At 64.0% G+C, this 16,798-nt stretch carries 13 protein-coding genes; 10 read left to right on the forward strand and 3 right to left on the reverse strand.

Translation table 11 applies throughout. The features are described 5' to 3' along the window. Positions 1–116 precede the first annotated feature (116 nt). The 3 genes from LK535_RS01160 to LK535_RS01170 are packed head-to-tail and all read right to left on the reverse strand — an operon-like array spanning position 117 to position 4,748. The gene (locus LK535_RS01160; protein ID WP_227770069.1) at positions 117–1,910 is read right to left on the reverse strand and encodes an AMP-dependent synthetase/ligase; all 1,794 of its coding nucleotides are present in this window, start codon (positions 1,908–1,910) and stop codon (positions 117–119) included. A gap of 34 nt (positions 1,911–1,944) precedes the next feature. Next, on the reverse strand, positions 1,945–3,687 hold the full coding sequence (locus tag LK535_RS01165) for a gamma-glutamyltransferase family protein (protein WP_227770070.1): 1,743 nt from the start codon (positions 3,685–3,687) through the stop codon (positions 1,945–1,947). A 32-nt stretch (positions 3,688–3,719) separates the two neighbouring features. Then, a complete protein-coding gene (locus tag LK535_RS01170; protein ID WP_227770071.1) occupies positions 3,720–4,748 on the reverse strand; it encodes a quinone-dependent dihydroorotate dehydrogenase in 1,029 nt (342 codons plus the stop codon). A gap of 143 nt (positions 4,749–4,891) precedes the next feature. Here LK535_RS01170 and LK535_RS01175 point away from each other — a divergent pair, with 143 nt between their 5' ends. The 10 genes from LK535_RS01175 (at position 4,892) to glgC (ending at position 16,778) form a co-directional block, all read left to right on the forward strand. Continuing rightward, entirely contained in the window at positions 4,892–5,353 is a 462-nt protein-coding gene (locus LK535_RS01175; protein ID WP_227770072.1) for an SUF system Fe-S cluster assembly regulator, read from the forward strand. A gap of 1 nt (position 5,354) precedes the next feature. Beyond that, the gene (gene sufB / locus LK535_RS01180; protein ID WP_227770073.1) at positions 5,355–6,818 is read left to right on the forward strand and encodes a Fe-S cluster assembly protein SufB; all 1,464 of its coding nucleotides are present in this window, start codon (positions 5,355–5,357) and stop codon (positions 6,816–6,818) included. Between the two features lie 64 nt (positions 6,819–6,882). Then, on the forward strand, positions 6,883–7,626 hold the full coding sequence (sufC, locus tag LK535_RS01185; protein WP_227770074.1) for a Fe-S cluster assembly ATPase SufC: 744 nt from the start codon (positions 6,883–6,885) through the stop codon (positions 7,624–7,626). Then, the gene (locus LK535_RS01190; RefSeq protein WP_227770075.1) at positions 7,623–8,702 is read left to right on the forward strand and encodes a SufD family Fe-S cluster assembly protein; all 1,080 of its coding nucleotides are present in this window, start codon (positions 7,623–7,625) and stop codon (positions 8,700–8,702) included. The genes sufC and LK535_RS01190 overlap by 4 nt, the downstream gene beginning before the upstream one ends. Next, positions 8,699–9,922, forward strand: coding sequence for a cysteine desulfurase (locus LK535_RS01195; RefSeq protein WP_227770076.1), 1,224 nt, complete (start codon positions 8,699–8,701; stop codon positions 9,920–9,922). Before LK535_RS01190 ends, LK535_RS01195 begins: the two co-directional genes overlap by 4 nt. Positions 9,923–9,932: 10 nt before the next feature. Continuing rightward, positions 9,933–10,403, forward strand: a complete 471-nt coding sequence (locus LK535_RS01200) for an SUF system Fe-S cluster assembly protein (protein ID WP_227770077.1) — start codon at positions 9,933–9,935, stop codon at positions 10,401–10,403. Beyond that, a complete protein-coding gene (locus tag LK535_RS01205) occupies positions 10,403–10,756 on the forward strand; it encodes a HesB/IscA family protein (protein WP_227770078.1) in 354 nt (117 codons plus the stop codon). Before LK535_RS01200 ends, LK535_RS01205 begins: the two co-directional genes overlap by 1 nt. A 67-nt stretch (positions 10,757–10,823) precedes the next feature. Further along, on the forward strand, positions 10,824–13,253 hold the full coding sequence (locus LK535_RS01210; RefSeq protein ID WP_227770079.1) for a glycogen/starch/alpha-glucan phosphorylase: 2,430 nt from the start codon (positions 10,824–10,826) through the stop codon (positions 13,251–13,253). Further along, complete coding sequence (glgB, locus tag LK535_RS01215) at positions 13,250–15,418, forward strand: 1,4-alpha-glucan branching protein GlgB (protein WP_227770080.1); 2,169 nt, start codon at positions 13,250–13,252, stop codon at positions 15,416–15,418. Before LK535_RS01210 ends, glgB begins: the two co-directional genes overlap by 4 nt. Positions 15,419–15,518: 100 nt before the next feature. Next, a complete protein-coding gene (glgC, locus tag LK535_RS01220) occupies positions 15,519–16,778 on the forward strand; it encodes a glucose-1-phosphate adenylyltransferase (RefSeq protein ID WP_227770081.1) in 1,260 nt (419 codons plus the stop codon). Positions 16,779–16,798 lie beyond the last annotated feature (20 nt).

Here is a 16,798-nt window from a genome sequence, read left to right on the forward strand (position 1 = left end):
TGTATGTTGCCGCGATGGACTGGCGGGCTCCTGCGTCCGGAGCTGGGCGCGTCGCGATCCGACCTGGGTAGGCGGTGGACCGTGCAGCAGCAGAAGGCGGCGCCGCGCGCGCTCGATCAAGCCTTGTAGAGAGCCTCCAAGCGCTCGCCGTACACCTTGCGCAGAACGTGACGACGGATCTTCAGACTCGGCGTCAGCTGCTCGTTCTCGATGGTGAAAGGCTCATCGGCGAGCATGAAGCGCCTCACGCGTTCCGTGACCGACAGATCCTTGTTCGTGCGCTCAACAGCTTTGCCGATCTCTGACCGATAGGTCGCGTTGTCCGCTAGGGCGGTCGGATCGTTTCTCACGCCGTTTGCCACGCAGAACTCCCGTGTCCAATCAGGATCGGGTACGATCACTGCCACCATATGCGGCTTGCGATCACCAGCGATCATCGCTTGCATGATTTCAGGCTGCAGCGTCAGCATGCCTTCAACCTTCTGCGGAGCGACGTTGTCGCCCTTGTCGTTGATGATCAGATCCTTCTTGCGATCTGTTATCTTGATGCGTCCGGCATCGTCGATCACGCCAATGTCGCCGGTATGTAGCCATCCGTCCTGCAGCACCCGCGCGGTTTCGGCAGGATTGCGCCAATAACCGTGCATCACGAGTTCGCCGCGCACCAGGATCTCGCCATCCTCGGCCAGGCGGACCTCCGTTCGCGGCAGTGGTGGCCCCACACTATCGACCGTCACGCCCACCTTCGGGCGGTTGCAGGAAATGACCGGCCCGGCTTCGGTCTGGCCATAGCCTTGAAGGAAGGTGATGCCCAGCGACTGAAAGAAGATGCCCACTTCGGGAGTGAGCGGCGCCCCGCCGGACACCAGCGCTTTCATGCGCCCGCCGAACTTTTTGGCGATCTTCGGCTTGAACACGGCATCGACCATCAGCGCCTTAGGTCGGTCGCTGAAGCGCAATGTACCCGCGTCTCGCTTTGCCCCGATGTCGAGGGCGGCGCCGAGCAGGCGCTGGGAAAGCCCGCCCTGTTTTTCGATCGCCTTGCTGATCCGCACCCGCAACACCTCGAACAGACGCGGCACGACGAACATGATGGTGGGCCGCACCTCCTCCATGTTGGCAGCGAGCTTCTCCAGCCCCTCCGCGTAATAGATCTGCCCACCCATCGCGATGGGCAGCATCTGCCCGCCGGTATGCTCATAAGCATGGCTAAGTGGCAGGAATGAGAGAAATACCTCGTCGCCCCAGCCCATGTCCTCCGAGATGACGTCAGCGCAGCCAGCGGCATTGTGGAGGATGGCCCCATGATGCTGCATCACGCCGCGCGGTGCGCCCCCGGTACCCGACGTATAGATGATGCAGGCAGTGTCTTCTCGCGCGAAGCTTGCACCCGCAGCGATCACGGCCGCTGGCGTATCATGTTCCTCGATCAGCCCAGCCCAGCTACAACTGCGCACACCAGAGGGGCGCGGCCGGAGCTGGTCGAAAGCGATCACTGCCTCGATATGGGTGGTGCGCAGCACTGCCTTTAGCAGCGTATCGGCGAGTTTCTGCGTCGACACGATCACCGCGCGCGCACCGGAATTCTCGATGATATGGGCGTGATCGCGTTCGGTGTTGGTGATGTACGTCGGCACTGTAATGCAGCCAGCAGCCATGATCGCGAGATCGCTGATGCACCATTCCGGGCGGTTCTCGCTCACCAGCATTACCCGGTCACCGGGGTTCAGACCCAAGGATTTGAGGGCGGTTGCGAGGCTCGCTACTTGGCGCGCCGACTCGGCCCAGCTGGTCGCGCGCCAGGCACCATCCCGTTTCGCCCACAGGAAGGGTGCGTCACCCTTTTCCTCCGCGCGGGTGAAGAACATCGTCACCAGGTTCGGGAAGTGCTCGAGATAGCGTGCCGCCATGATCCTCTCCGTCGCTCGCTGTGCGCTGGGCGGCTTACTGGTTGAGCGCGGTGCCGACACTGCGCGGGTCGGGTGCTCCGACCCAGCCGGATGCGGTCTTCTCGGCTGCGTTGGCCTTCAACCCCAACTTTCCAACGGATACCTTGTGACCCAGCGCCTCCAGCGCGGGCTTCATGGCGGGCAAGCTGGTGCCCTGCTCCAGCACCAGACCGTCCTTGTTGAAGTAGATCAGGCCAAGGCCAAGCGCTTCGCGAGCTGGCAATTTCCAGTCGAGATGAGCGATGATTGCCTTGGTCACTTGCATCAGGATCGTCTTTCCGCCGGCCGCGCCAACGGTGAAGATCGGCGCGCCGCTCGAATCGTAAACGATGGTGGGTGCCATGGACGAAAGCGGCCGCTTTCCACCCTGCACACGGTTTGCCACCGGTGCGCCATTCTTTTCAGGTGCAAGGCTGAAGTCCGTGAGCTCGTTGTTGAGCGCAAAGCCGTTGGCGATCAGCTGGCTACCGAACGGACCTTCGATGGTTGAGGTCATGGTGGCGATATCGCCCTTGGCGTCGATCGCAACGAAGTGGGTAGTGCCTGGCACTTCCTGTTGAGGCGCGTAGGTGCGTGGCTTCGCTCCCGGAGGCGTCCCCGGCTCATAGGTGCCGAGTGCGCGTGTTTCGGAGATCAGCCCAGAGCGCTGGGCGATATAGCCTTTGTCGATCAGCCCGGCGACCGGCACGTCAACGAAATCGGCGTCACCGAGATACATCTCCCGGTCGGCGTAGGCGAGTTGCATCGCCTCACCGATGAGGTGCCAGGCGACCGGTGAATCCTTGCCCAGCTTGGCGAGATCAAACCGCTCCAGCATGCCCAGCATCTGGAGCACGGTAGTCGCGCCGGAGGAGGGGGGGGCCATTCCACAGATCTTGTAGCTGCGATACGTGCCGCACACCGGCGCCCGTTCCTTCGCCTGATAAGCGGCAAGATCGGCGATGGTCATGTCGCTCGGCGCGATCCTGGTTGCCGTTACTGCGTTGATCAGCGCCTTTGCGTTCTGGCCCTTGTAGAAGGCGTCCGGCCCCTCGGCAGCAATCTTGCGCAGCAGCTTGCCAAGGGCGGGGTTGGTGACGGTGTCTCCTTCGACCAGCGGTTTGCCGTTCCTGGTGTAAAGGGCTGCCGCCTCCGGGAAGCGCCCGCTTGCCGAGCCAGTTCCGGTAGAAGTGCCACCTTCCGGACCGGCGACGGCTGTGCTGCCGCCGCTCCACAAAGGGACGAGGTTGGCGCTCGCGGCTGCGAGCGGGCGCGTTACCTTATAGCCGCCCTCGGCCAGCCGAATGGCAGGGGTGAACAACGCCTTCCAACGCAGCTTACCCCACTTCTTGTTGGCCAGAGCCGCCAGACGGATGTTGCCTGGAACGCCGACGGATTTGCCGCCCGGGAATGCCTGAATATAGGGCAGGGGATTGCCATCGGCGCCAAGGAACCGCTGCGGCGTCGCGGCCGCCGGTGCCTTTTCACGCCCGTCGATCGTCTCCAGTGGGCCGTTCGCGGACTGGTGCAGCATGAACCCGCCGCCGCCGATGCCGCTCGACTGCGGCTCCACCACGGTAAGAGCAAGCATCATCGCAACCGCGGCGTCAGCCGCCGATCCGCCAGCACGCAGGATTTCGAGACCCGCCTCGGTCGCGCGAGGATCGGCGGAGGTCACCATTCCCTGCGCCGCCGCCGAATGCGGGGTGAGGGCGGAGATGGGAGCGAGCAGAGCGGTGAGCGCCAACAGGTTCTTCATGGCGGGCGACCCTATCGGCCGCTTTGGCGACGTCAACCGGCGCCGACAGCCTCGGTTATCGAGCCATAGCCATCGCGCCGAAGGAGTGTGGCGAGATCCTTCAGGATGCGGATCGGCAGGCCGGGGCCGGCGTAGACCATCGCGCTGTAGAGTTGCACGAGGCTCGCACCGGCGCGGATGCGGGCATAGGCCTCCGCCCCGCTGCCGATGCCGCCGACCGCGATCAGCGGAATGGCGCCGCCGGTTGCGGTGCGGAATTCCGCGAGCTTCTGGCGGGCGAGTGATGCCAGCGGTGCGCCCGACAGGCCGCCTGCTTCGCCGGCGTTCGGCGAGGTGAGCGGGGGGCGCGAGATCGTTGTGTTGCCGATGATGAGAGCGTCCAGCCGATGGTCGATAATCGCGGCGGCGATGTCGTCGATCGCGGCATGATCGAGATCGGGCGCGACCTTCAGGAACAGCGGGCGCGTGCCCGCTGCGGCGCGGGTGGCGGCGAGGAGGTCGCGCAGCGCGCTGCCATGCTGGAGATCGCGCAGGCCGGGGGTGTTGGGCGAGCTGACGTTGATCGTGACATAATCCGCCGCCTGCGCTGCGGCCGAGACACCGGCGACATAATCGGCGATGCGATCGGCGGCGTCCTTGTTGGCACCGACGTTGAGGCCGAGCACGCCGCTGCGCCTTGTCGGAAGCCGCTTCAGCGCGGCGTGGAGCCCGCCATTGTTGAACCCCATGCGATTGATCACCGCCTCATCCTCGACGAGGCGGAAGAGACGCGGCCTGGGATTGCCGGGCTGGGGCAGGGGGGTCAGCGTGCCGACCTCGACGGAGCCGAAGCCGAGCGCGTGGAGTCCCGTCACCGCCTCGCCATCCTTGTCGACCCCGGCCGCGAGGCCCAACGGATTGGCGAAGTCCAGCCCCGCCACGCGGGTCGCCAGCCTGCTATCGGATATGGATCGGCCTCCGGGCGCGCCCATGCGGCCCCACAAGGCGAGGCCCCTGATCGTCAGACGATGGGCGCGTTCAGCGTCGAGGGCGAACAAGGCGGGGCGGATCGGAAAACTCATGGCGCAGCGGTGCCCCCGAACCACCCGCAAGATCAAGGGCGGGAAGGCCCTTCGCGCGTGCAAAATCGCTGGTTGATTTCCCCGTCCCGCGAGCCCATTTGGCAATCAGATTGATTTAGTCCGATTTGAGAACCGCTCGCAATATGCGCCTGTCCAGCCTTGCCGATTATGCCGTCGTCATGATGACGGCCGCGGCGCGCCATTGCGGCGGGCTGGCGCGCGTCAATGCGACCAGCCTGGCGCAGGAGACAGGCGTGCCGCTGCCGACCGCGCAAAAGCTGGTGAGCCGGCTGTCCTCCGCCGGGCTGATCGAAAGTACGCGCGGCACCGGCGGCGGTTTCCGCCTGTCGCGCCCGCCGGCGACGATCACGCTGGCCGACATCATCGAGGCGGTGGAGGGGCCAATCGCGCTCACCACCTGCGTCGATACGGCGCAGCATGATTGCGCGCTCGACGGCAGCTGCCGCGTGAAGCCGCATTGGGCGGTCGTCAACAATGCGGTGCGCGGCGCGCTTGCCGGCATCACGCTGACGCAACTTGCCGCCACCACGCCGCTCGTCCCCGCCGAGGGGCGCGCCATGACCGAAATGAAAGTGGACGCCTGACATGGCCACCAAGAACGCCGAGGCGCTCGCCGCGGTATCCAAGAAGTACGAATGGGGCTTCGCCACCGAGGTGGAGCAGGACTTCGCGCCCAAGGGGTTGAACGAGGACACTGTTCGCTACATTTCCGCAAAGAAGGGCGAGCCCGAATGGATGCTCGACTGGCGGCTGAAGGCGTTCCGCAAGTGGCTGACGATGGAATCGCCGGACTGGGCGAAGCTCAGCATTCCGCCGATCGACTATCAGGACGCTTATTATTACGCGGAGCCGAAGCAGAAGAAGACGATCGCCTCGCTCGACGAGCTCGATCCGGAAATCCGCCGCACCTATGAGAAGCTGGGCATCCCGATCGCCGAGCAGGAAGTGCTCGCCGGAGTCGAGGGCGCGCGCAAGGTCGCGGTCGACGCGGTGTTCGACAGCGTTTCGGTAGCGACCACATTCCGTGAGGAGCTGAAGGCCGCGGGCGTCATCTTCCTGTCGATCTCGGAAGCGATCCGCGAATATCCCGAGTTGGTGAAGAAGTGGCTCGGCAAGGTCGTGCCCCAGCACGACAATTACTTCGCGACGCTCAATAGCGCGGTCTTTTCCGATGGCACCTTCGTGTACATCCCGGAGGGCGTGCGCTGCCCGATGGAGCTCAGCACCTATTTCCGCATCAATGCAGAGAATACGGGCCAATTCGAGCGCACGCTGATCGTCGCCGACAAGGGCGCGTACGTGTCGTACCTCGAGGGCTGCACCGCCCCGATGCGCGACGAGAACCAGCTGCACGCCGCGGTCGTGGAGCTGGTCGCGCTGGACGATGCCGAGATCAAATATTCGACGGTGCAGAACTGGTATCCCGGTGACGAGAATGGCCTTGGCGGTATCTACAATTTCGTCACCAAGCGCGCGCTGTGCCAGGGCAAGAACAGCAAGGTGAGCTGGACCCAGGTCGAGACCGGAAGCGCGGTGACCTGGAAGTATCCGAGCTGCGTGCTGCTGGGCGATGGCAGCGTGGGTGAGTTCTACTCGGTCGCGGTGACCAACAACCGCCAGCAGGCGGACACCGGCACCAAGATGATCCACCTCGGCAAGAACACCCGCTCAACCATCGTGTCGAAGGGGATCAGCGCCGGTCGTTCCGACAACACCTATCGCGGGCTGGTGCGTGTCGCGCCGACTGCGGAGGGCGTGCGCAACTTCACCCAGTGCGACAGTCTGCTGCTGGGCGACCAGTGCGGCGCGCATACCGTGCCGTATATCGAGGTGCGCAACCCATCGGCCCAGATCGAGCATGAGGCGACCACGTCGAAGATCAGCGAAGACCAATTGTTCTACGCGATGAGCCGCGGCCTCGATCAGGAAGCCGCCGTGGCGCTGATCGTCAACGGCTTCGCCCGCGAGGTGCTGCAGCAGTTGCCGATGGAATTCGCCGTCGAGGCGCAGAAGCTGCTCGGCATTAGCCTTGAGGGTTCGGTCGGATGACCGGCGCTTCCGTCACTCACCTTTTCGGGTCGGCCGCTCCGACCGCCTTCATTTCGGAATGACCATGCTCAGAATCGAAAACCTCCACGCCGAGATCGACGGCAAGCCGATCCTCAAGGGCCTCAGCCTCTCCGTGAATGCGGGTGAGGTGCATGCGATCATGGGGCCGAACGGCGCCGGCAAGTCGACGCTCGGTTATGTGCTCGGCGGTCGGCCGGGCTATGAAGTGACCGAGGGCAGCGTCACCTTTGATGGTGTCGACCTGCTCGAGCTCGAACCGCATGAGCGCGCCGCGGCGGGGCTATTCCTCGGCTTCCAGTATCCGGTCGAGATTCCCGGCGTGTCCAATGTCCAGTTCCTGCGTGAGAGCCTGAACGCCCAGCGCGCCGGCCGTGGCGAGAAGCCGTTGTCAGGCGGCGAGTTCCTGAAGCTAGCGCGGGCGCAGGCTGATGCGCTTGGCCTTGACCAGGAGATGCTGAAGCGCCCGGTCAACGTCGGTTTTTCCGGCGGCGAGAAGAAGCGCAACGAGATGGTTCAGATGGGCATCATCGATCCCAAGTTCGCGATCCTCGACGAGACCGACAGCGGCCTCGACATCGACGCGCTGCGCATTGTCGGCGACGGCATCAACCGCATCATGCGCAAGCCCGAAAAGGCGGTGCTGCTGATCACTCACTATCAGCGCCTGCTGGATTACGTGAAGCCGGACTTCGTCCACGTCCTCTCCGATGGCCGCATCACCCGCTCGGGCGGCGCGGAGCTCGCGCATCAGCTCGAGCGTGAGGGCTATGCGGAGGTCGCGGCGTGAGCGACGCCGTGCTTGATCTGCCCTCGGCCCGAGAGGAGGCCTGGCGCTGGGCCGATCTCGGCGGGCTGGCGGCGGCAGCGGCGCTGGCGCCGATCGCGGCGCCGGAGGCCGATTTCCTCGACCTTCCGGGTGCGAAGCTGCTGTTCATCGACGGCGTGCTCGATGAAGCGCGCAGCGACCTTCATCGCGTGACGATCGGCACGCTTGCCGCGGACGATCACCCGCTCGGCCGCCGCGCTGGTGGCACCGGTTGGTCGCTCCACCTCGATGCGCAGGCGGCTGCCGATCCGGTGCAGATCGTCCATGTCGCCACAGGGCGGCAGAACCATGTGCCGGCGGAGATCATCCTTGCCGACGATGCCGCAGCCGAGGTGGTGGAGACGTTCGTCGGTGCTGGCTGGCAGAACCGCTTTACGCGCACGCGGCTGGGCAAGGGCGCGCGGCTGATGCGGTCGGTTCGGCTGCTCCAGCCCGCCGGGTTCGTGTCCCTGCGTGAGGCGGCGGAGATCGGGGAGGCGGCGAGCCTCGTCACCGTGTTTCTGGGTGCCGGTGGGCAGGGGAGCCGGATCGACGCGCAGCTGACCATGGCGGGCGACGGCGCCTTTGCCGAATATGGCGGCGCGCTGCTGACGTCAGCTGACCAGAAGCAGGAATGTGCGGTGCGCGTGAACCATGCGCATCCCAATGGCTCCTCGCGCCAAGTGTGGCGGGCGGTGGCGGCGGATCGGTCGCAGGTCAGCCTGGCCGCTGCGGTCGAGGTCGCGCGTCATGCGCAGAAGACCGATGGCGAGCAGAGCCTGCGCGGCCTGCTGCTCGATCGTACCGCGACGGTAAACCTCAAGCCCGAGCTGGAGATCTTTGCCGACGACGTGAAGTGCGCGCATGGCGCGACGGTTGGCGAGCTCGATCAGCGGGCGATGTTCTACATGCAGAGCCGCGGAATCCCGCGGGCGCGTGCCGAGGCGATCCTGACGCGGGCGTTCGTCGCCGACGCGCTGGAGCGGATCGGCGACGAGACGGTGCGCGCGGCATTCGAAGCCGATGCCGATGCGTGGCTGGAGGCGGCGCTCCAGTGACCCAGGCGGACACCATCCTCGACGCTGCCCGCCCGCTCGACGTGCTGGCCGACTTTCCGGCAATCCCGGCGGGCTGGGCCTATCTCGACACCGCGGCGACGGCGCAGAAGCCGCGGCCGGTGATCGACGCGATCACGCGCGGTTATGACACGACCTATGCGACGGTTCACCGCGGCGTGTACCAGCGGTCGGCGGACATGACGCTGGCGTATGAGGCGGCGCGGCGGCGTGTGGCGCGCTTCATCGGCGGTGCGGAAGAGGAAGTGGTGTTCGTTCGCGGGGCGACGGAGGCAATCAACCTGGTCGCGCAATGCTGGGCGGGAACGCAGCTGAAGGCGGGCGATCGCATCCTGTTGTCCGCGCTGGAGCATCATTCCAACATCGTGCCGTGGCAGATGGTGGCCGAACGGGTGGGCGCGGCGATCGACGTCGTGCCGCTGACCGCGGATCACCGCATCGACCTGGATGCGATGGCGGCGATGCTGACGCCCGCGCACAAGCTGGTCGCACTGGCGCATGTGTCGAACGTGCTTGGCTCGGTGCTCGACGCCAAGCGCGCGGCGGCGCTGGCGCACGGTGTCGGCGCGAAGATCCTGATCGACGGCTGCCAGGCGGTGCCGCGGCTGCCGGTCAACGTCGTTGACCTGGATTGTGATTTCTACGTCTTCTCCGCGCACAAGCTGTACGGGCCGACCGGCCTTGGCGTGCTGTGGGGCCGGTCGGAGCTGCTTGACGCGATGCCGCCCTATCAGGGGGGCGGGTCGATGATCGATCGCGTGACCTTTGCCAAGACCACCTATGCCCCGCCGCCGACGCGGTTCGAGGCGGGGACGCCGCATATCGTCGGCGTTCTGGGGCTTAATGCCGCGATCGATTACGTCGAGGGGATCGGTCTCGATCGCATCCATGCGCATGAGACTGCGCTGGTGCGACAGACGCGCGCGGCGTTGTCGGCGATCAACTCGGTGCGCCTGTTCGGGCCGGAGGATAGCGCCGGGATCGTCTCCTTCGCGATCGAGGGGGTGCATCCGCATGACATCGGCACCATCTTGGACGAGGCGAAGGTCGCGATCCGCGCCGGCCATCATTGCGCGCAGCCGCTGATGGAGACGCTGGGCGTCGAGGCGACCGCCCGCGCCAGCTTCGGCGTCTATAACGGTCCGGCCGACGTCGAGGCGCTGGCCAAGGGCATTGAACGAGTGAGTCGGATTTTTGGGTAGGAATTTTCGGATGAGCGAGCCGATCCGGATCGAGGAAGTGGAAGCCGAGACGAAGCCGCCCCGCGCGCGCGTTGAGGATGCGGTGGAAACGCCGGGGGAGACGGGGGGTCGCCAGCGCGACTATCTCGACGGTTTCCTGGCGCAAAAGCCGCAGGGTGACGCGGCCCATGAGCCGGGCGGCGCATTGTATGAGGCGATCATCGATGCGCTGAAAGAGATCTACGATCCCGAGATCCCGGTAAATATCTACGAGCTGGGCCTCATCTACAATGTCGAGGTGACGGATGGCGGCCATGCGGTGGTCACCATGACGCTGACGACGCCGCATTGCCCGGTCGCCGAATCGATGCCCGCCGAGGTCGAGCTGCGCGTCGGATCGGTGCCGGGCGTGTCGATCGTGGATGTGAACCTCGTCTGGGATCCGCCGTGGGACCCGGCCAAGATGTCCGACGAGGCCCGGCTCGAACTGGGGATGTTGTGATGGCGACTGCTGTTCGTGAGCGCCCCGCGGCGCTGATCCTGACCGACACCGCCAAGGCGCGGATCGCATCGCTGATGGCGAAGGCGCCGGACGGGGCGATCGGCGTGAAGCTGTCGACGCCGCGGCGCGGGTGTTCGGGGCTGGCCTATTCGGTTGATTATGTGACCGAGGCCAAGCCGTTCGACGAGAAGATCGAGACAGACGGCGGAACGCTGTACGTCGATGGCGGATCGATCCTGTACCTGATCGGATCGACGATGGATTGGGTAGAGGACGATTTCACCGCCGGCTTCGTGTTCAACAACCCCAATGCCAAGGGCGCCTGCGGTTGCGGCGAGAGCTTCACCGTCTGATTTGAGACAAGCTGCACTGCAGCATCCCGCGTGACTCCTGCGCCGCTGGCGCTAATCTCGCGGGTCGATGACCGACGCCCATTCTGCGCCTACTGTCGACCGCTCGCCGCTGGCGAACCGCATCGTCGACACCCTCATCCACCGCATCGGCAAGGACGAACGCGCTGCGCGTAAGCACGACTGGCTTGCGGCCACGATCCTGACGCTGCGCGACGAGATTATCGACAAGTGGATGGCGTCGACTCGGGCGGCCCATGCCGCAGGAGCGAAGCGGGTTTATTACCTCAGCCTCGAATTCCTGATTGGTCGCCTGTTGCGCGACGCGCTGTCCAACCTCGGCAGAAATGCTGAGGTCGGGGCCGCGCTTGCCTCCTTGGGTGTAGATCTGGTCGAAATCGAGGAGATCGAGCCTGATGCCGCACTCGGCAACGGCGGCCTTGGACGCCTGGCGGCCTGCTTCATGGAAAGCATGGCCACCCTGGAATTGCCCGCCTACGGTTATGGCATTCGATATGTGAACGGCATGTTCCGCCAGCGCATCGACGATGGCTGGCAGGTCGAACTGCCCGAGACGTGGCTAGCGCACGGCAATCCGTGGGAGTTCGAGCGCCGCGAAAGTGCGTATTTCATTGGCTTTGGCGGCGAAGTCACCGGCAATGAAGTCGGCCATGTGCACTGGAAGCCGGCGGAGGCGGTGGAGGCGGTAGCCTATGACACGCCAGTGGTGGGCTGGCGGGGCAAGCGCGTGAATACGCTTCGCCTGTGGAGTGCCCGCGCGTTTGATCCCATCCGGCTGGAGGCGTTCAACGCCGGCGATCATATCGGCGCCCTGGCAGGTCAGGCACGTGCCGAGAGCCTCGTCCGGGTGCTGTATCCCTCGGACTCCAGTCCGGCAGGCCAGGAACTGCGGCTGCGGCAGGAGTATTTCTTCTCGTCGGCGTCCATTCAGGACATCGTTCGCCGGCACGTCCAGTATTTCGGCGACGTGCGTACGCTGCCGGACAAAGCGGCGATCCAGTTGAACGACACCCATCCTGCCGTGTCGGTGGCGGAGTTGATGCGCCTCCTGGTGGATCACCATGACCTGCCGTTTGACGAAGCCTGGGACATTACACGCCGCACGTTCGGCTACACCAACCACACGCTCCTGCCGGAAGCGCTCGAAAGCTGGCCGCTGCCCTTGTTCGAACGGCTGCTGCCGCGCCACATGCAACTGGTCTATGCAATCAATGCCCGTGTCCTGCGCGAAGCGCGGAAGGCCGAAGGGACGAGCGACCATTCGGTGGCAGCGATCAGCCTGATCGACGAGAATGGCGAGCGCCGTGTGCGGATGGCGAACCTTGCATTCGTGGGGAGCCACAGCGTCAACGGCGTCGCGGCGCTTCACACCGAGCTGATGAAGCAGACCGTGTTTTCGGACCTTCACCGGCTGTATCCCAATCGCATCAACAACAAGACCAATGGCATCACGCCGCGCCGCTGGCTGATGGAATGCAACCCTGCGCTAACTGCGCTGGTTCGCGAGGCGATTGGCCCGGCCTTCTGCGACGATGCGGCGGAGCTGCGCGCGCTTGAATCTTTTGCCGAGGACGCTTCGTTTCGGGAGCGTTTTGCTGCGGTAAAGCGTTCAAACAAGGTGGGACTGTCGAACTTCATCAAGGAGAGCACGGGGTTGCGGCTGGACCCCGACGCGCTGTTCGACGTGCAGATCAAGCGTATTCATGAATATAAGCGCCAGCTGCTCAACATCATCGAGACAGTGGCCCTGTATGACCAGATCCGCAGCCATCCGGAAAAGGACTGGAGCCCGCGAGTGAAGCTTTTCGCCGGCAAGGCCGCGTCGAGCTATCACAATGCCAAGTTGATCATCAAACTCGCCAATGACGTGGCGAAGAGGATCAACAGCGATCCGTCGGTGGGAGGCCTTTTGAAGGTCGCGTTCATCCCGAACTACAATGTCAGCCTGGCGGAACGGATCATTCCTGCGGCTGACCTATCGGAGCAGATCTCGACTGCCGGCATGGAGGCATCCGGCACCGGCAACATGAAGTTTGCGCTAAACGGTGCGCTAACCATTGGCACGCTCGACGGCGCCAATATCGAGATCAAGGATCACGTCGGTTACGACAACATAGTGATCTTCGGCCTGACCGCGGAGGAAGTGGCGGCAAAGCGTGCCGGTGGCTATCAACCGCGCGAGACGATCGAGGGAAGTCGCGAACTGTCTCAGGCGGTGAATGCCATCGCCTCCGGCGTGTTTTCGCCCGATGATCCCGGACGTTATCGTGATCTGATGAACGGTCTGTATGACCATGACTGGTTCATGGTGGCCGCAGACTTTGACAGCTACGCCTCAGCGCAGCGGTCGGTGGACGATCGTTGGGCCGATCAGGCCGGTTGGCAGGGCTCGGCTGTCCGGAATGTCGCTCGGGTGGGATGGTTTTCATCCGATCGCACGATCACGGAATATGCTCGCGAGATCTGGGGCGTCATGTGAAGCCCCCGCCCGGCGCCATCGAAGCCTTGCTGGCGGGCCGTCATAACGACCCTTTTGCTCTGCTTGGCACCCACGCCGGCCCGAAAGGGACGTTTGCGCGCGCGCTGGTTCCGGGCGCGGAGACATTGAAGGCACACAGCCTTTCCGGCGAGTTGCTGGGCACGTTGGACCGGGTCGACGCTCGGGGGCTATTCGAAGGGCTGATCGACGGAGATCCGCAGCCGTTGCGTTACCATGCCAGGGCGGGCCAGGCGGAATGGTCGGTCACTGATCCTTATACCTTCGGTCCGGTCCTTGGCCCGGTCGATGATCTGCTGATGGCAGAGGGCACGCACTTTCGATTGCATGACAAGCTTGGTGCGCACCTGATCGATCACGAAGGCGCATCCGGCGTTCACTTCGCGGTCTGGGCGCCCAATGCAGAACGCGTTTCCGTCGTCGGAGATTTCAACGATTGGGACGGCAAGCGCCATTTGATGCGCCGCCGTACGGACGTCGGTGTGTGGGAAATCTTCATCCCCGATCTCGGCGCCGGCAGACACTATAAGTTCGAGATCATTGGGCCGCAGGGGCAGCTACAGCCACTAAAGGCGGATCCTTATGCCTTCGCTTCGGAGTTGCGCCCGCACACGGCCTCGGTGACGGCGGCGCCTCTCAATCACGAATGGGGCGATGGCGAACATCGCGCGCATTGGGCGAAGGTTGATCCTCGCCGGGTCCCGATCAGCATCTATGAGGTGCATGCGGGATCGTGGGAGCGCGACGAGGCAGGTTGGTTTTTCACTTGGGACGCGCTGGCGGATCGATTGATCCCTTATGTCGCGGAAATGGGGTTCACCCATATCGAGTTCCTGCCCATCTCCGAGCATCCCTATGATCCGTCCTGGGGATATCAGACGACAGGCCTTTATGCCCCCTCAGCCCGCTTTGGCGATATCGAAGGCTTCGCGCGTTTCGTGGACGGCGCGCACCGGGCCGGGATCGGCGTGCTGCTGGATTGGGTGCCGGCGCACTTCCCGACCGATGCCCATGGGCTCGCCCGCTTTGACGGCACCGCATTGTACGAGCACGACGATCCACGACTGGGCTATCACCCAGACTGGAACACGGCGATCTACAATTTCGGCCGTCGGGAAGTGTCAGCCTTCCTGGTCAACAACGCGCTGTTCTGGGCCGAGCGCTACCATGTCGATGGTTTGCGGGTCGATGCGGTCGCGTCGATGCTGTATCGCGATTACAGCCGAAAGGCGGGCGAGTGGATCCCGAACCCGGAAGGCGGGCGCGAGAACTGGGAGGCCGCATCGTTCCTGCAATCCATGAACCGGGCAGTTTATGGTGCGCATCCCGGCTTCTTCACCGTGGCGGAGGAATCGACTGCTTGGCCCGGGGTGACTCATCCTGCCCACGACGGCGGGTTGGGCTTCGGCTTCAAGTGGAACATGGGCTTCATGCACGACACGCTGAAGTACATGGCCCGGGAGCCGGTGCACCGGCCACACCATCACAACGACATCACGTTCGGCCTGGTATACGCGTTCAGCGAGAATTACGTTCTGCCGCTCAGCCATGATGAGGTGGTGCACGGAAAGGGTTCGCTGCTCACCAAGATGAGCGGTGATGACTGGCAGCAGTTCGCCAATCTGCGCGCCTTTTATGCCCTGATGTGGGGTTATCCCGGCAAGAAGCTGTTGTTCATGGGGCAGGAATTCGCGCAGCGACGCGAATGGAGCGAGGATCGGGCACTCGATTGGGAATTGTGCCATTCAACCGCGCACGAGGGCGTGCGTAAGCTCGTCCGCGATCTGAATCGCCTTTATCGTGAAAAGCCGGCGCTCCATGCCCGTGACTGCGAGCCTGAAGGGTTCGAGTGGCTGGTTGCCGACGATGCCGAGAACTCAGTGTTCGTCTGGCTTCGCAAAGCACCGGGTGCACGGCCGATCGCGGTCGTTTGCAATATGACGCCGGTTGCCAGGGCGCCGTACCGCCTCCCACTGCCGCACGCGGGCCTGTGGCGAGAGATCCTGAATTCCGACGCTCATGACTATTGGGGGTCCGGGCTCGGCAATCTTGGAGGAGTGGTGGCAGCGGACGGCTTCGCCATGGTGACATTGCCGCCCTTGGCCACGATCATGTTCGAATACGAGGAACAGCAGATCGCCGGTTGATCCCGGTTGCTGCAACAGGGGGCTTTGTCCTCCAGAGATAACACGTCGGGAGGGCGGCCTCCCCAAAGCCCTCTCGCGCCGAGGGGAGAAGGAAACGAGGATGGAACACCGGAAGGGACAGCCGCTTGCGCGAGACGCCATGGCCTATGTGCTGGCTGGCGGGCGAGGCAGCCGCCTGGCGGAGCTGACCGATACGCGCGCAAAGCCGGCGGTGTATTTCGGGGGCAAGAGCCGCATCATCGATTTCGCGCTGTCGAATGCCATCAACTCCGGCATCCGCCGCATTGGCGTTGCGACGCAGTACAAGGCCCATTCATTGATCCGCCATTTGCAGCGCGGATGGAATTTCCTGCGGCCGGAGCGCAACGAGAGCTTTGACATTCTGCCGGCGTCCCAGCGCGTCAGCGAATTCCAATGGTATGAAGGCACTGCCGACGCCGTTTTCCAGAACATCGACATCATCGAAAGCTACGATCCGGAATATATGGTGATCCTGGCTGGTGATCACATCTACAAGATGGATTACGAGCTGATGCTGCAGCAGCATTGCGAGCAGGAAGCCGATGTTACCGTGGCGTGTATGGAAGTGCCGCGAATGGAAGCGGTGGCCTTCGGCGTCATGCATGTCGACGAGACCGGCCGGATCATTGAATTCGTGGAGAAGCCGGCTGACCCCCCGGCGATGCCCGGCAAACCCGATGTCGCACTCGCCTCCATGGGCATCTACGTCTTCAAGACTTCCTTGCTGATCGACCAGCTGAGGCGAGATGCCGAAACCCCCGGATCGAACCGCGATTTCGGGCGCGACATCGTCCCGTGGCTGGTGAAGAACGGCAAGGCCGTCGCCCATCAGTTCAGCACCTCGTGCGTTCGCTCCTCCAACGAAGCCTCGGCTTATTGGCGCGACGTCGGCACGGTGGACGCTTATTGGAAAGCGAACATCGACCTTACCGATGTTGTCCCGGCGCTCGACCTTTACGATCGATCCTGGCCGATCTCGACCTATTCGGAGCTGACACCTCCAGCCAAGTTCGTCCACGATATCGACGGCCGCCGCGGGTCCGCCGTCGCGAGCCTGGTGTCAGGGGATTGCATCGTTTCCGGGTCTTCGATCTACCGTTCGCTGCTCTTCACCGGGGTGCGCACGCACAGCTTTGCCATGCTCGATGAGGCCGTGGTGCTGCCCTATGTGAAAGTCGGGCGGGGCGCTCGTCTCAGGAAGGTAGTGATCGATCGCGGGGTTCAGATCCCCGACGGTCTCGTAGTCGGAGACGATCCAGCCCTCGATGCGCGCCGCTTCCGCCGGACGGAAGAGGGGATCTGCCTTATAACGAAGCCGATGATCGATCGGCTTGTATGAGCGTGTCCGCGACGCGCTAC

Origin of the sequence: Sphingomonas sp. IC4-52 (assembly GCF_020707225.1) — a bacterium.
GTDB lineage: Bacteria > Pseudomonadota > Alphaproteobacteria > Sphingomonadales > Sphingomonadaceae > Sphingomonas.

Excerpts from the sequence above, each read along its gene's own strand:
- LK535_RS01160 (WP_227770069.1), bottom strand. The coding sequence starts at position 1,910 with ATGGCGGCACGCTATCTCGAGCACTTCCCGAACCTGGTGACGATGTTC.
- LK535_RS01165 (WP_227770070.1), bottom strand. The coding sequence starts at position 3,687 with ATGAAGAACCTGTTGGCGCTCACCGCTCTGCTCGCTCCCATCTCCGCC.
- LK535_RS01170 (WP_227770071.1), bottom strand. The coding sequence starts at position 4,748 with ATGAGTTTTCCGATCCGCCCCGCCTTGTTCGCCCTCGACGCTGAACGC.
- LK535_RS01175 (WP_227770072.1), top strand. The coding sequence starts at position 4,892 with ATGCGCCTGTCCAGCCTTGCCGATTATGCCGTCGTCATGATGACGGCC.
- sufB (WP_227770073.1), top strand. The coding sequence starts at position 5,355 with ATGGCCACCAAGAACGCCGAGGCGCTCGCCGCGGTATCCAAGAAGTAC.
- sufC (WP_227770074.1), top strand. The coding sequence starts at position 6,883 with ATGCTCAGAATCGAAAACCTCCACGCCGAGATCGACGGCAAGCCGATC.
- LK535_RS01200 (WP_227770077.1), top strand. The coding sequence starts at position 9,933 with ATGAGCGAGCCGATCCGGATCGAGGAAGTGGAAGCCGAGACGAAGCCG.
- LK535_RS01205 (WP_227770078.1), top strand. The coding sequence starts at position 10,403 with ATGGCGACTGCTGTTCGTGAGCGCCCCGCGGCGCTGATCCTGACCGAC.
- LK535_RS01210 (WP_227770079.1), top strand. The coding sequence starts at position 10,824 with ATGACCGACGCCCATTCTGCGCCTACTGTCGACCGCTCGCCGCTGGCG.
- glgC (WP_227770081.1), top strand. The coding sequence starts at position 15,519 with ATGGAACACCGGAAGGGACAGCCGCTTGCGCGAGACGCCATGGCCTAT.